We start from the raw sequence: 14,132 nt of genomic DNA on the forward strand, positions 1-14,132 counted from the left end.
ATTAGAAGCTTTCCCAGTTCGCCTGTTCTGCGGCGGGCTGCGGCGTTAAACCTTTGCTTAACGGCGTCGGCGACGCCTCCCGACGAGGTTGTTTCTGGATGCGGAACGCGGCGACCGCCTGACGAAGTTCGTTAGCCTGATCTTCCAGCGCCGCCGCTGCTGCTGCGGATTCCTCTACCAGCGAGGCGTTTTGCTGCGTCACGCTGTCCATTTCCGATACCGCCTGCGCCACCTGCTCAATGCCTTTGCTTTGCTCATCGGAGGCAGAGGCGATTTCGCCCATAATATCGGTCACGCGGGTCACGGCGTTAACGATCTCTTTCATGGTTTCTCCCGCTTCGCGTACCTGCGTAGAGCCGGTATCAATGCGCGACACGGAGTTTTCAATCAGTACTTTGATCTCTTTGGCGGCCTGCGCGCTACGGATGGCCAACGTGCGTACCTCTCCGGCCACGACCGCGAATCCTCGCCCCTGTTCGCCGGCGCGGGCGGCTTCTACCGCGGCGTTCAGCGCCAGGATATTAGTCTGGAAGGCGATACCGTCAATCACGCTGGTGATGTCCACGATTTTTTCCGAGCTTTCGGCGATATCGTTCATGGTGCTCACTACGTTATCCACCACGCGTCCTCCTTTACGCGCGGTTTCTGATGCGGTTTTCGCCAGACCCGTCGCCTGTCGTGCGTTATCAGTGTTTTGCCGTACCGTGGCGGTTAACTGTTCCATGCTGGCGGCGGTCTCCTCCAGCGCCGAGGCCTGCTGTTCGGTACGGGAAGAGAGATCGCTGCTGCCGGCGGAAATTTCGCCTGCGCCAGTATAGATAGAGTCTGCGTTATCGCGCACCGCGCTGACGGTACGGATTAACGACTGCTGCATCGTTTTAAGACCGGCGGCCAGTTGGCCCATTTCACTGCGTCCTTCGGCCTCTATCTCATGGGTAAGATCGCCGTCGGCGATCGTTTGAATGTGCGCCATAATCCGTTGCAGCGGGCGGAGTAGAACGCGTTGCAGCCCCAGCCAGATAAACGCCAGCACGATGAGCACGATAAGTAGAATTATCCCCAGCGTCCATTGCATCTGGGTAAAACTGCTCTGATTCTGATCGCTGGCTAATTTTATTAATTGCGCATTTTGAGAGAGCCACTGGTCATATACCTGCTCCATGTCATCCTGCGCTTTTTGCGCGTCAAGGTTGCCATAGGCGGCGTAATTATCGGCTTTAAGATAGTGGATAGACTGCTGCAAAACGTCATACATCTGCTTAAAGCTGGCTTCGGCCTGGGCATCCAACGCCGGATCTTTGCCCGCGATCGCTTCGGAGTTCACGTAGTTGTTGAAATGCTTTTCCGCTTCGTTGAGCGACGCGCCAGCGTTGGTTAACAGCGTGTTCATGGCGTCCAGTGAGGCGGGATCGCGCTGATTTTTTAACATGCGTATCGCCACGCGGTTAATGGTGACGCGGGTTTCGATCAATGTCTGAAAACTGCCGCCCAGTTCCTGTTGTTGGTAACTCAGCGCGCTCGCATTCTGGAAATTCAGCCGATCGCTGCTGACGGCGGAATAAAACAGTATTCCTGTCACCAACAATAAGGCGCTAAATATGCCCAGCGTCGCGATAACGCCGGTGATGACTTTGATATTTTTCATAGTGCCTAACATTCCTTATTTTGTAGACGGTATGATCAATATCGGTTGGATAAATATTAACCTTACATCAAATCACGCTATTTCTGATTAATGGTTTGATAAGTAATAGAAAATAAATAATTTTCGCGTGAATAATATGTACAAAGAAAGGAATATCGCGGGATAACCCGGCGACACGACGCCGCCGGGCGGGAGAAGATTAGTTTTTACGCAGCAAACGTAGCGCGTTGGCGGTCACCAATACCGTGGCTCCCGTATCCGCCAGGATTGCCAGCCATAGCCCGGTAAAACCCAGTAGCGTCGTCACCAGGAAAATAGCTTTCAGCCCCAGCGCAATGGTGATGTTCTGCCGGATATTCGCGTGGGTAGCGCGCGCCAGCGTAATCATCTGCGCTAACCCGCGCAGACGGTTATGAGTAAGGGCGGCGTCAGCCGTTTCCAGCGCGACGTCAGTACCGCTGCCCATCGCAATTCCGATACTGGCGGCTTTCATCGCGGGCGCATCATTAATGCCGTCGCCCACCATCGCCAGCGGCGCTTGTTGGTTAAGGGCGGTGACTGCCCGCACCTTGTCTTCCGGCAGTAGTCCGGCTTTAAACGCCAGATCCAGCTCGCCGGCAATCGCTGCCGCCGCCCGTGGGTTATCGCCGGTCAGAATCACGCCGTTAACGCCTAACTGATGCAGTTCGCGGATGGCGTCGCGCGCATCGTCACGCAACGTATCCTGGAGGGCGAGGACGCCAACAACGGTCTCGTTACGCAGCACCAGAACCACCGTCTGCCCGGCGTTTTCCAGTTCGCTAATTTGCCCGGCAAACGCTGCCGCAGGCTGTTTTCCCGCCGCGCAAATCAGAATTCGTTCGCCGTTAACCTGCGCTTCAATCCCGGTGCCGGCCAGCGTTCGCTGCGATTCCGCCGTCGGGATCGCCAGATCGCGTGTCTGCGCTTCGCGGACAATAGCCTGCGCCAGCGGGTGCGTAGCGCCTTGTTCTACGGCTGCCGCCAGCGCCAACAGTTCAGCTTCGCTGATACCGCTTGCCGGATGAATCGCCGTCACCCGTGGTTTACCAATGGTCAACGTACCGGTTTTATCAAAGGCGACCTGCGTGATACGGCCCAGTTGCTCCAGCGCTGCGCCGCCTTTAATCAATGCGCCGCGCCGTGCCGCCGCCGCCAGCCCGGAGGTAATGGCCGCGGGCGTGGAGATCACCAGCGCGCACGGGCAACCGATTAATAGCAGCGTCAGCCCTTTATAAATCCACTCCTGCCAGCCGCCCTCGAACATCAGCGGCGGAATAAGCGTCACCAGCAGCGCGATGACCATAATGACTGGCGTATAGATGCGGCTGAAACGGTCAATAAACCGCTCAATGGGCGCACGGCGCTCTTCCGCCTCTTCAATCAGCGTCAGGATACGGTCAATCGCGCTGGCGCCAGGTTCAGATAACACCTCCAGGGTGACGAGACGGTCAACGCTGGTCGCGCCTGCCGGGACTTTGTCGCCCGTTGCGCGCTCCACAGGGATAGACTCGCCGGTGAGCGCGCTTTCATCAAAGCTGGCGAAACCGGAAACCAGTTTACCGTCGGCGGGTAAACGCCCCCCGGCGGCGACTTCGATAATATCGCCCGGTCGCAGGGTATTAATCGCGACCTCTTCCCGTACGCCGTCGCGCAGACGGGTCGCCGTTTCCGGTTTAAGCGCCATTAACGCGCTGACGCCTTTACGGGCGCGGCTGGCGGCCCATCCTTCCAGGCGCTCGCCGATGAGGAACAGCAGCAATACCATTGCCGCCTCCGCCGTCGCGCCAATAAACAGCGCGCCAATGGCGGCGACGCTCATCAGCGTTTCAATAGCGAACCAACTGCCGCTTTTCATCAGCCGCAGCGCCTGGCGGGCAATAGGATACAGACCGACCAGGGTGGTGGCGATAAAGGCCAGTTGGCCGAACGGGTGGTTAAATTGCTCCAGCCCCCAGCTTATCGCCATCATAATGATCAGCGTAATAAGCGGCAGGTTCTCTTTAAGACGAGATTCAGGTGCGGCGTCGCGCGAATCTTCACTACGCAAGGTATAACCCGCCTTCTGTACGGCGTGTTCAATTTGCGCGCGAAGGTCGGCGTCGGCATCGACCACTAACTTTTCGGTGGCGAACAGCACTTGCGCCTGGTTGACGCCGCGAATTTGGCGTACCGCATTCTCCACTTTTCGGGCGCAGGCGGCGCAGTCCATGCCGGAGATTTTCCAGGTATAGCGCGTGCCTGCCACGGCAGTAGAAACAGGCGCGCTGGACGCGCAATGTTCTTCGCAGCAGCAGCTATCGGCCTTCTGTATTGCCGGGGCTAATCTGAAGGAGGTAAAGGGCGGGACTTTTTTGCCATCGGTATCAGGGGTCGACATAACGTCCTCCGGTTGATGATAATTTTCTCATTAACCGGAGGATACACTCTGGAGTCGACTCCAGAGTCAAGCGCTATTATTTACAGGTACAGCGAGCGAACAATCAGGAAGTGTCCGGCAAAGTAGCAGGCGGCGGCAATTGCGTTATCCGCCCGGAAACGGCGGCGGTAATGGCTACCCAGCCAGACGATATTGCCGATAAACAGCAGCGTCGCGCCGGTAAAGGCCGAAAGGGCTGGCGCCGTTGGACGGAAGAACCACAGTTCGCCCGCCAGCCAGACCATGACCAGCGTCATGGCGATAAAAGTACATACCGGCCAGCGTAGCTCCTCCAGTCGCGTCCAGATAACGGCGATAAGCAACGCGCCGACTATCAGTAACGCCAGCGGCAGCGGCCAGAAGAACGACAACGTCATTTGGCTGGCAAAGTAAATGGTGTAGAGCAGATGCGATAAGAAAAATGCCCCGACGGCGTACAGCAGGCGTTGACGCGGCAAGAGCGTTAACGCATCGCCGACCAGCGAGGCGCACAGTCCGGCCAACACAAGATAACTGATGGCGTCAAACATCGGCGCTTGCCAGGCCAGTAACAGCAACAGTAATAACGTGACGGGCTTAAAAACCCAGCGTTGCCAGGCTGGCCCGCGATAGGAGGCGTCCACATACAGCCATGCGGACAGGCAGACAGCGATAAACGACCAAAGCATCTTAATTCCTTGAATTCGTTATTTTTTCGCAAACGGTATGCTTGCGGCTCTATTATTCAGTGTAGAGGCCGTGACGGTCAGATGACAACACTATAACGGGCAGGGTATGCTTATTTCCGCATTTTCTGACAGGTTAACAGTATGAGTAAGCCACCGCTTTTCTTCATTATAATCATTGCATTAATCGTAGTTGCCGCGTCGTTCCGCTTCGTTCAGCAACGGCGGGAAAAAGCCGCTAATGAGGCGGCGCCGTTACAGCAAAAGCAGGTCGTGGTCAGCAATAAACGGGAGAAGCCGGTCAACGACCGACGCTCTCGCCAGCAGGAAGTGAGCCCGGCGGGAACCAGTATGCGCTATGAGGTCAGTTTTAAGCCGCTCAATGGCGGTCTGGAAAAAACGTTCCGTTTACAAGCGCAGCAGTACCACGCTTTGACGGTGGGCGATCAAGGTACGCTGAGCTATAAGGGAACGCGGTTCGTCGGGTTTGTTAGCCGTACCCCGGATAACGAATAAACCGTCATCCGGCAGCAAACGTTATTTTTTGTTCTTAAACTTCTTCTGCCAGACCAGCAGCTCAAACACGCCGAACAGGAAAATGCGGATTTTTTCTCCCGTCGTCATCTGCGGACCCTCTTTCGGTATCGTTGATTTCAGCAGCGCCAGTTGCATACCGTGCATCAGCGCCATGAACACCAACGCCACGTTGACGAAGATATTGAGCGGGCGCGGGAAGGGATGCACCAGATTAAGAATCAAAAATGCCCACACGAAGAGCATTAATAAGCGGCCCAGATTAATCAACATCATTTTCTCCTTGCGCGTCGCGCTGATACAGACGATAAGCAACCTGTCCGGCCACCTTTTCTCGATACAATGCCCAGTTCGCCGGAACGGGCGGCAGACCGTTTTCCACCTCGCTTTCTACGTAGATTAGCGCGTCGTCGGCCAGCCATCCCTGGGTTTCCAGCAATTGTAACGTCTCTTCCAGCAGCCCTTTACGAAACGGCGGGTCGACAAAGACGACGTGATGCGGCGTCCCCGGCTGGCTGAGGAAGGCCAGAGTATTGGTATTGACGACGCGAGCATTGTTGGCTTTCAGCGTCGCCAGATTTTTTTGCAACTGCTGCGATACGGCGCGATCCATTTCCAGTAACGTTGCCTGGGCCGCATAACGCGATAGCGCTTCCAGACCCAGCGCGCCGCTGCCGGCAAAGCAATCCAGACAATGGGCGTCTACCATTACCGGAGCCAGCCAGTTAAATAACGTTTCGCGCACGCGATCGGTGGTGGGACGCAGACCCGGGCTGTCCGGAACCGGTAATTTACGGCCACGCCATTGCCCGCCAATAATGCGGATTTGGCCGCTGCCAGAGTGAGTCGGTTTTTTCATTTCTCTTGCTCGAACCGCCTGTTGCAAGTTATTCCAGGCGGTGATGTGAATTAAGTTAAGTGATAGACTATTTCATCATTTTTTTAGCTTCCATGTATATAGCGCCGCGAGGGGTGTAGTCGCAGATGGCAAAACAGAAAAAACGTGGCTTCTTTTCCTGGTTGGGCTTCGGTGATAAAGAGCAGAAGCAGGAACAGACCGAAGAACAGCAGATTGTTGAGGAACAACGACCGGTTGAGCCCCCTGTTGAAACGGCGGCAGACGTAGACGCGCAAACGCCCGCACACAGCAAAGCAGAAACCGAAGCCTTTGCGGAAGAGGTGGTGGACGTTACTGAGAAAGTTCAGGAGAGCGAAAAACCGCAGCCGGTAGAGCCGGAGCCCGCGACGGCCATTGAGATGGCAGCGCCGCAGATCGCGGTGGAACGCGAGGAATTGCCGCTGCCGGAAGAGGTCAAAGACGAGGCTATCTCGCCGGAAGAGTGGCAGGCCGAAGCGGAAACCGTAGAGGTTATTGCTGCGGTAGAAGAAGAGGGCGAAAACGCGGCGAAATTCACCGACGAAGAGCTGGAAGCGCAGGCGCTGGCCGCTCAGGCGGCGGAAGAGGCGGTGATGGTTGTTCCGCCGGCGGAAGAAGACGCGCCGGTGGAAGCGATCGTTCAGGAGCAGGAAAAACCGACTAAAGAAGGTTTCTTTGCCCGCCTGAAACGCAGTCTGCTGAAAACCAAAGAAAATCTCGGTTCCGGATTTATCAGTCTGTTCCGCGGCAAGAAAATCGACGATGATTTGTTCGAGGAGCTGGAAGAGCAGTTGCTCATCGCTGATGTCGGGGTGGAAACCACGCGTAAGATTATCGCTAATCTGACGGAAGGCGCCAGCCGCAAACAGCTTAAAGATGCTGAGGCGCTGTATGGTCTGTTGAAAGACGAGATGGGCGAGATTCTGGCGAAGGTAGACGAACCGCTTAATATTGAAGGTAAAACGCCTTTTGTTATTCTGATGGTTGGCGTGAACGGCGTGGGTAAAACCACCACTATCGGTAAACTGGCGCGCCAGTTTGAGCAGCAGGGTAAATCAGTGATGCTGGCGGCGGGGGATACTTTCCGCGCGGCGGCGGTCGAACAGCTACAGGTCTGGGGACAGCGTAACAACATTCCGGTTATCGCCCAGCATACCGGCGCGGACTCCGCCTCGGTGATTTTTGACGCTATCCAGGCCGCGAAGGCGCGTAATGTGGATGTGTTAATTGCCGATACGGCAGGGCGTCTGCAGAACAAGTCGCACCTGATGGAAGAGCTGAAAAAAATCGTTCGCGTCATGAAAAAGCTGGACGAAGAAGCGCCGCATGAGGTTATGCTGACCATTGACGCCAGTACCGGACAGAACGCGGTAAGCCAGGCCAAACTGTTCCATGAAGCGGTAGGCTTAACCGGTATTACCCTGACCAAGCTGGACGGTACGGCGAAAGGCGGGGTGATTTTCTCGGTAGCTGACCAGTTTGGCATTCCTATCCGTTACATTGGCGTGGGCGAACGTATCGAGGATTTGCGTCCGTTTAAGGCGGACGATTTTATTGAGGCACTTTTTGCCCGAGAGGATTAACAATGATTCGCTTTGAACATGTCAGCAAGGCCTATCTCGGCGGGAGACAAGCGCTGCAGGGAGTGACATTCCATATGCGGCCAGGCGAGATGGCGTTTCTGACCGGCCACTCCGGCGCGGGGAAAAGTACCCTGCTGAAGCTAATCTGTGGGATTGAGCGGCCCAGCGCCGGCAAAATCTTCTTCAGCGGGCATGATATTACGCGCCTGAAAAACCGCGAAGTGCCGTTTTTGCGCCGCCAGATTGGGATGATTTTCCAGGATCACCATCTGCTGATGGATCGCACGGTCTATGACAATGTGGCGATACCGTTAATCATTGCCGGCGCCAGCGGCGATGATATCCGCCGTCGTGTGTCGGCGGCGCTGGATAAGGTTGGACTACTGGACAAAGCGAGAAACTTCCCGATTCAACTCTCCGGAGGCGAACAACAGCGCGTGGGCATCGCCCGCGCGGTGGTCAATAAGCCAGCGGTATTGCTGGCGGATGAACCGACCGGGAACCTGGACGACGCGTTGTCGGAAGGGATTTTACGTCTGTTTGAAGAGTTTAACCGCGTAGGGGTGACGGTACTGATGGCGACGCACGATATTGGACTTATCTCCCGTCGTTCCTATAGGCAGCTCGTCCTGAGCGATGGACATCTGCATGGAGGCCTGGCCAATGAATAGGCGCGACGCGATTAACCAAATCAGGCAGTTCGGCGGACGGTTGGATCGACTACGTAAGTCTCGCGGCGGAACAGGCGGCGGGCGCAACGCGCCAGGACGCCAGAAGCCGACGCCGAAACCGAACTCACGTAAAACGAACGTCTTTAATGAGCAGGTGCGCTATGCCTGGCACGGCGCGCTGCAGGATCTGAAAAGCAAACCGCTGGCGACGTTTCTAACGGTGATGGTGATCGCTATCTCCCTGACGCTGCCCAGCGTCTGTTACATGGTCTATAAGAACGTCAACCAGGCGGCGACTCAGTACTATCCGTCGCCGCAGATCACCGTTTATCTGCAAAAAACGCTGGATGATGATGCGGCGGCGCGGGTCGTTGGGCAGCTTCAGGCCGAGCAGGGCGTTGAGAAGGTCAACTACCTGTCCCGTGAGGACGCGCTGGGCGAATTCCGCAACTGGTCGGGTTTTGGCGGCGCGCTGGATATGCTGGAAGAGAACCCGCTGCCAGCGGTGGCGGTGGTGATCCCCAAGCTGGACTTCCAGAGTACCGCCTCGCTTAATACGCTGCGCGACCGTATCTCGCAGATTAACGGCATTGACGAAGTCCGCATGGATGATAGCTGGTTTGCGCGCCTGGCGGCGCTCACTGGGCTGGTGGGCCGCGTGTCGGCGATGATTGGCGTGCTGATGGTCGCGGCGGTCTTCCTCGTTATCGGCAACAGCGTGCGCCTGAGCATTTTTGCCCGTCGCGATACCATTAACGTGCAAAAGCTGATTGGCGCGACCGATGGCTTTATCCTGCGTCCGTTCCTCTACGGCGGCGCGTTGCTCGGTTTTTCCGGCGCGTTTCTTTCACTGATATTGTCTGAAATTTTGGTGATGCGTTTATCATCGGCGGTGACTGAAGTGGCGCAGGTCTTCGGCACGAAGTTTGATCTCAATGGCTTATCGTTCGATGAGTGCCTGTTGCTGCTGCTGGTCTGTTCCATGATTGGCTGGATCGCCGCCTGGCTGGCCACGGTGCAACATTTACGTCACTTTACTCCCGATTGATAAAATCGTGGTATAATCTTTCCCTGCAATGGGCTTCCGTTCGCAGGGAAAGAGTCCCTGTTGTCTCTTCCCCGCGCGTCATCTTTATGTCACAAGATTTGTGCAAATTATGCACAGTGTTACATTGAACTTGTGGATAAAATCACTGTCTGATAAAAGAGTGGGTGATATTCTCGTTGCTCATCGGCTTTGGCACGGTTGTTGCTCGCTGACGGTGCCAGGCAATACTGATTGAGAGGATTTGAATGACCAAAGAAATGCAAAATTTAGCTTTAGCCCCTGTTGGCAACCTGGAATCTTATATCCGGGCGGCGAACGCGTGGCCGATGTTATCGGCTGACGAGGAGCGGGCATTGGCTGAAAGGCTGCATTACCAGGGCGATCTGGAAGCAGCTAAAACGCTGATCCTGTCTCACCTGCGCTTTGTTGTTCATATTGCTCGTAACTATGCGGGCTATGGTCTGCCGCAGGCGGATTTGATCCAGGAAGGCAACATCGGCCTGATGAAAGCCGTACGCCGTTTCAACCCGGAAGTAGGCGTGCGCCTGGTTTCCTTCGCCGTACACTGGATTAAAGCAGAAATTCACGAATACGTGCTGCGTAACTGGCGTATCGTTAAAGTCGCAACCACGAAAGCGCAGCGTAAGCTGTTCTTTAATCTGCGTAAAACCAAGCAGCGTCTGGGCTGGTTTAATCAGGATGAGGTTGAAATGGTGGCGCGCGAACTGGGTGTTTCCAGTAAAGACGTGCGTGAGATGGAGTCGCGTATGGCGGCGCAGGACATGACGTTTGACATGTCTTCGGACGATGAGTCCGACAGCCAGCCAATGGCGCCGGTGCTGTATCTGCAGGATAAATCGTCTAACTTTGCCGACGGCATTGAAGACGATAACTGGGAAGAGCAGGCCGCCAACCGACTGACCGACGCGATGCAGGGGCTCGACGAGCGTAGCCAGGATATTATCCGCGCTCGCTGGCTGGACGAAGACAATAAGTCTACGTTGCAGGAGCTGGCCGATCGTTACGGCGTCTCCGCTGAGCGTGTGCGCCAGCTTGAAAAGAACGCCATGAAAAAGCTTCGCGCTGCGATCGAAGCGTAATCTTCGCGAATTGCCAATGAACCCTCGAATGTGAATTCGGGGGTTTTGTTTTTTGTAGGCCGGATAAGGCGTTTACCCTGCCATCCGGCAACACGTTTGCCCGATGGCGCTTCGCTTATCGGGCCTACGGGCCCTTCCTCTCCCCCACCGACACAAATCTGTTATCTGGATGTAAATTTAGCTATTCCAAAATAATAAAAATCGGGTATGTTTTAGCAGAGTATGCTGCTAAAGCACGGGTAGCTAGCCAATAATCGAAATAAAGTGCTGAACAATAACACCACAACACACGTAACAACCAGAATAATGGGGATTATCAGGATGAATATGAAGGGTAAAACGTTATTGGCAGGATGTATCGCCCTGTCATTAAGCCATATGGCATTCGCCGAGGACATTAAAGTCGCGGTTGTCGGCGCGATGTCCGGTCCGGTGGCGCAGTATGGCGATCAGGAGTTTACCGGTGCGGAACAGGCAATTGCCGATATCAATGCGAAAGGCGGTATTAAAGGCGATAAGCTCGTCGCGGTGAAATATGACGACGCCTGTGACCCGAAACAGGCGGTAGCGGTCGCTAACAAAGTGGTGAACGACGGCATCAAGTATGTTATCGGTCACTTATGCTCCTCTTCCACACAGCCAGCGTCTGATATCTACGAAGACGAAGGCATCCTGATGATAACCCCGGCGGCGACCGCGCCGGAGCTGACCGCACGCGGCTATAACCTGATTTTGCGCACGACCGGCCTGGACTCTGACCAGGGGCCAACGGCGGCAAAATATATTCTGGAGAAGGTAAAACCGCAGCGCATCGCGATTATCCACGATAAGCAGCAGTACGGCGAAGGGCTGGCGCGCGCGGTGCAGGACGGTCTGAAGAAAGGCGGCGTTAACGTCGTATTCTTTGACGGCATCACCGCCGGCGAAAAAGATTTCTCCACTCTGGTAGCGCGTCTGAAAAAAGAGAATATCGACTTTGTCTACTACGGTGGTTATCACCCGGAAATGGGGCAGATTTTGCGCCAGTCCCGCGCCGCAGGGCTGAAAACCCAGTTTATGGGGCCGGAAGGGGTGGCGAACGTGTCGCTGTCTAACATCGCCGGAGAGTCGGCGGAAGGCTTACTGGTCACCAAACCGAAGAACTACGATCAGGTGCCAGCGAACAAACCGATTGTGGATGCCATCAAAGCCAAGAAACAAGATCCTAGCGGTGCATTCGTGTGGACCACCTACGCCGCGCTGCAATCGTTGCAGGCGGGGCTGAACCACTCCGACGATCCGGCGGAAATCGCCAAATACCTGAAAGGCGCCACGGTCGACACCGTAATGGGACCGCTGTCGTGGGATGAGAAAGGCGATCTGAAAGGATTTGAGTTCGGCGTGTTTGACTGGCATGCGAATGGTACGGCGACGGACGCCAAGTGATTTTCCTGGCGCCTTTCGCGCTGCAGGTGCGTTGGCTACGTTATTCAACCCCGGTCACTTACTTATGTAAGCTCCCGGGGATTTCATAACTTGCCGCCTGCCTGCAACGCGAAATTCCTGGAAAATTGCGAGGTGGTTTTTATCTTTTCTCCCGGCATGTAGGCCGGATAAGCGTCAGCGCCATCCGGCTTTCTTTTAGCGCTTCTCCCAGCCGTCATGCTGGGCGGTAAAACCTAACGCCTGCATAAACGCGGCCATCACGCTGCGGTCTTCAACACCGACATCCGCCATCCACCACGACGAGACGTTGGGATTATCGCGGATGACTTCTTCTACCAGGTATTGCCCGACGCCGCGACGACGGGTGATTTCACGCACGCGTAAGGAATCCAGCGCGCCCTGCGTTCCGCTCAGCGTCACTCTTACGGCGCCCAACAAACGCTCGTTAAACCGCGCGGCATAAATCCGGTGCGTTTCATCTACGCTTAATGAGGAGGCGGAATATTCCGGCCAGATTTTGCCCAGATCGATCTGATCCTGAGCGCTAAAGTGTTCTAAACGAAGAATGGTCAGCTTCATCGACGGCTTGTCCCGATTTCAAAAGATGCGATCAGTGTACCGAAACAGGCAGGCCAGATGCTTTCTCTTTTTTGTGTCATTTACCAGGTTATTAATTTTTTAACAACGATAATTACAGTTTGAAGCATTAGAGAATGGAAAACAGGCAGCATAATTCCCTGAATGCTAGTGAATTATTCCGCTTAATGTGCCGTTATTTTATGCTGACAAGCGTGCTTTTTTTTGTTTATCTATAACGAAAAGCAGAATATTATCTTTTCTTAATAGACTGAAAAATAGAGATTTTAATCTTATTATGCTTTAAATGCTGCGCTAACTCATTAATGAGTCAGTAAAAAGCGCACCATTTATAAAAAGTACAGTCTGCTTTTTAACCAGCAAAAAACAAAACATATAACATCACGAATGGGGATACAGGCACATGAAACGGAAAGCGAAAACAATAATCGCAGGGATTGTTGCATTAGCAGTCTCGCAGGGGGCAATGGCAGATGATATTAAAGTCGCCATAGTCGGGGCGATGTCCGGCCCGGTAGCGCAATGGGGCGATATGGAATTTAACGGCGCGCGCCAGGCCATTAAAGACATCAACGCTAAAGGCGGTATTAAAGGCGATAAGCTGGTCGGCGTAGAGTACGATGATGCCTGCGATCCAAAACAGGCGGTGGCGGTGGCCAACAAAATCGTTAACGACGGTATTCAGTACGTTATTGGTCACTTGTGTTCTTCTTCTACTCAGCCAGCATCCGATATCTATGAAGATGAAGGTATTCTGATGATCTCCCCGGGGGCGACTAACCCGGAGCTGACCCAGCGCGGCTATCAGTACATTATGCGTACCGCCGGCCTGGACTCCTCCCAGGGGCCAACGGCCGCGAAATACATCCTGGAAACGGTGAAACCGCAGCGCATCGCTATCATTCACGATAAACAGCAATACGGCGAAGGACTGGCGCGCTCCGTGCAGGATGGTCTGAAGCAGGGCAATGCCAATATTGTCTTTTTTGATGGTATTACCGCCGGCGAAAAAGATTTCTCCGCCCTGATTGCCCGCTTGCAAAAAGAGAATATCGACTTTGTGTATTACGGCGGCTACTACCCGGAAATGGGGCAGATGCTGCGCCAGGCGCGGGCTAATGGCCTGAAAACGCAATTTATGGGGCCGGAAGGCGTGGGTAACGCGTCGCTGTCCAATATTGCGGGCGGTGCGGCGGAAGGCATGTTGGTGACGATGCCAAAACGTTATGACCAGGACCCGGCGAATAAGGCGATTGTTGAGGCGCTGAAAGCCGACAAGAAAGATCCCAGCGGTCCGTATGTCTGGATCACCTACGCCGCCGTCCAGTCGCTGGCGACCGCAATGACGCGTAGCGCCAGCCATGCTCCACTGGATCTGGTGAAAGATCTTAAAGCGAACGGGGCTGATACCGTTATTGGGCCGCTGAAATGGGATGAAAAAGGCGATCTTAAGGGATTTGAATTTGGCGTCTTCCAGTGGCACGCCGACGGCTCGTCAACCGTCGCGAAGTAATGCCAGAAGATAAGTTATCCCACCGCCCGCACGCCGG

14 protein-coding genes are annotated in these 14,132 nt (G+C 54.8%); 7 read left to right on the forward strand and 7 right to left on the reverse strand.

What is annotated here, in order from left to right; translation table 11 throughout:
• Position 1: 1 nt before the first annotated feature.
• The 3 genes from tcp to ACLJRS_RS17505 form a co-directional block, all read right to left on the reverse strand.
• On the reverse strand, positions 2 to 1,645 hold the full coding sequence (gene tcp, locus ACLJRS_RS17495) for a methyl-accepting chemotaxis citrate transducer (protein WP_000789681.1): 1,644 nt from the start codon (positions 1,643 to 1,645) through the stop codon (positions 2 to 4).
• Between the two features lie 199 nt (positions 1,646 to 1,844).
• On the reverse strand, positions 1,845 to 4,043 hold the full coding sequence (gene zntA / locus ACLJRS_RS17500) for a Zn(II)/Cd(II)/Pb(II) translocating P-type ATPase ZntA (protein ID WP_000106643.1): 2,199 nt from the start codon (positions 4,041 to 4,043) through the stop codon (positions 1,845 to 1,847).
• Positions 4,044 to 4,123: 80 nt separating this feature from the next.
• Positions 4,124 to 4,750: a lysoplasmalogenase gene (locus tag ACLJRS_RS17505; RefSeq protein WP_000964735.1), complete on the reverse strand. Its 627-nt coding sequence runs from the start codon at positions 4,748 to 4,750 to the stop codon at positions 4,124 to 4,126.
• Between the two features lie 141 nt (positions 4,751 to 4,891).
• On the opposite strand from ACLJRS_RS17505, the gene ACLJRS_RS17510 reads away from it, so the two are divergent.
• Positions 4,892 to 5,263, forward strand: a complete 372-nt coding sequence (locus ACLJRS_RS17510) for a DUF2500 domain-containing protein (protein WP_000042857.1) — start codon at positions 4,892 to 4,894, stop codon at positions 5,261 to 5,263.
• Between the two features lie 21 nt (positions 5,264 to 5,284).
• Here the strand turns inward: ACLJRS_RS17510 and ACLJRS_RS17515 are convergent, their stop codons facing one another.
• Both ACLJRS_RS17515 and rsmD read right to left on the reverse strand, forming a co-directional pair.
• A complete protein-coding gene (locus ACLJRS_RS17515; protein ID WP_000906759.1) occupies positions 5,285 to 5,554 on the reverse strand; it encodes a DUF1145 family protein in 270 nt (89 codons plus the stop codon).
• Complete coding sequence (gene rsmD, locus ACLJRS_RS17520; RefSeq protein ID WP_000743275.1) at positions 5,544 to 6,140, reverse strand: 16S rRNA (guanine(966)-N(2))-methyltransferase; 597 nt, start codon at positions 6,138 to 6,140, stop codon at positions 5,544 to 5,546. Before rsmD ends, ACLJRS_RS17515 begins: the two co-directional genes overlap by 11 nt.
• 125 nt (positions 6,141 to 6,265) lie before the next feature.
• Here rsmD and ftsY point away from each other — a divergent pair, with 125 nt between their 5' ends.
• From ftsY to livJ, 5 genes are all read left to right on the forward strand, one after another.
• Positions 6,266 to 7,741: a signal recognition particle-docking protein FtsY gene (gene ftsY, locus ACLJRS_RS17525; protein ID WP_001118694.1), complete on the forward strand. Its 1,476-nt coding sequence runs from the start codon at positions 6,266 to 6,268 to the stop codon at positions 7,739 to 7,741.
• 2 nt (positions 7,742 to 7,743) lie between these two features.
• Positions 7,744 to 8,412, forward strand: a complete 669-nt coding sequence (gene ftsE / locus ACLJRS_RS17530; RefSeq protein WP_000617729.1) for a cell division ATP-binding protein FtsE — start codon at positions 7,744 to 7,746, stop codon at positions 8,410 to 8,412.
• Positions 8,405 to 9,460: a permease-like cell division protein FtsX gene (ftsX, locus tag ACLJRS_RS17535; protein ID WP_001081707.1), complete on the forward strand. Its 1,056-nt coding sequence runs from the start codon at positions 8,405 to 8,407 to the stop codon at positions 9,458 to 9,460. Before ftsE ends, ftsX begins: the two co-directional genes overlap by 8 nt.
• 245 nt (positions 9,461 to 9,705) lie before the next feature.
• Positions 9,706 to 10,560, forward strand: coding sequence for an RNA polymerase sigma factor RpoH (rpoH, locus tag ACLJRS_RS17540; protein WP_000159621.1), 855 nt, complete (start codon positions 9,706 to 9,708; stop codon positions 10,558 to 10,560).
• Positions 10,561 to 10,881: 321 nt separating this feature from the next.
• Positions 10,882 to 11,985 carry a branched chain amino acid ABC transporter substrate-binding protein LivJ gene (livJ, locus tag ACLJRS_RS17545; protein WP_001528146.1) on the forward strand — a complete coding sequence of 368 codons (1,104 nt, stop codon included), beginning with the start codon at positions 10,882 to 10,884 and terminating at the stop codon, positions 11,983 to 11,985.
• 83 nt (positions 11,986 to 12,068) lie between these two features.
• Here livJ and ACLJRS_RS17550 read toward each other — a convergent pair whose 3' ends face one another.
• Together ACLJRS_RS17550 and panM are read right to left on the reverse strand one after the other, a co-directional pair.
• Positions 12,069 to 12,203 (reverse strand): hypothetical protein, encoded by a 135-nt coding sequence (locus tag ACLJRS_RS17550; RefSeq protein ID WP_012219321.1) that lies wholly within the window; start codon positions 12,201 to 12,203, stop codon positions 12,069 to 12,071.
• Positions 12,181 to 12,564 (reverse strand): aspartate 1-decarboxylase autocleavage activator PanM, encoded by a 384-nt coding sequence (gene panM, locus ACLJRS_RS17555; protein ID WP_000778873.1) that lies wholly within the window; start codon positions 12,562 to 12,564, stop codon positions 12,181 to 12,183. Before panM ends, ACLJRS_RS17550 begins: the two co-directional genes overlap by 23 nt.
• A gap of 421 nt (positions 12,565 to 12,985) precedes the next feature.
• Between panM and livK the strand changes: the two genes are divergently transcribed.
• Positions 12,986 to 14,095 (forward strand): high-affinity branched-chain amino acid ABC transporter substrate-binding protein LivK, encoded by a 1,110-nt coding sequence (gene livK / locus ACLJRS_RS17560; protein WP_000822976.1) that lies wholly within the window; start codon positions 12,986 to 12,988, stop codon positions 14,093 to 14,095.
• Positions 14,096 to 14,132 lie beyond the last annotated feature (37 nt).

Origin of the sequence: Salmonella sp. SAL00670 (genome assembly GCF_046552235.1) — a bacterium.
GTDB lineage: Bacteria > Pseudomonadota > Gammaproteobacteria > Enterobacterales > Enterobacteriaceae > Salmonella > Salmonella enterica.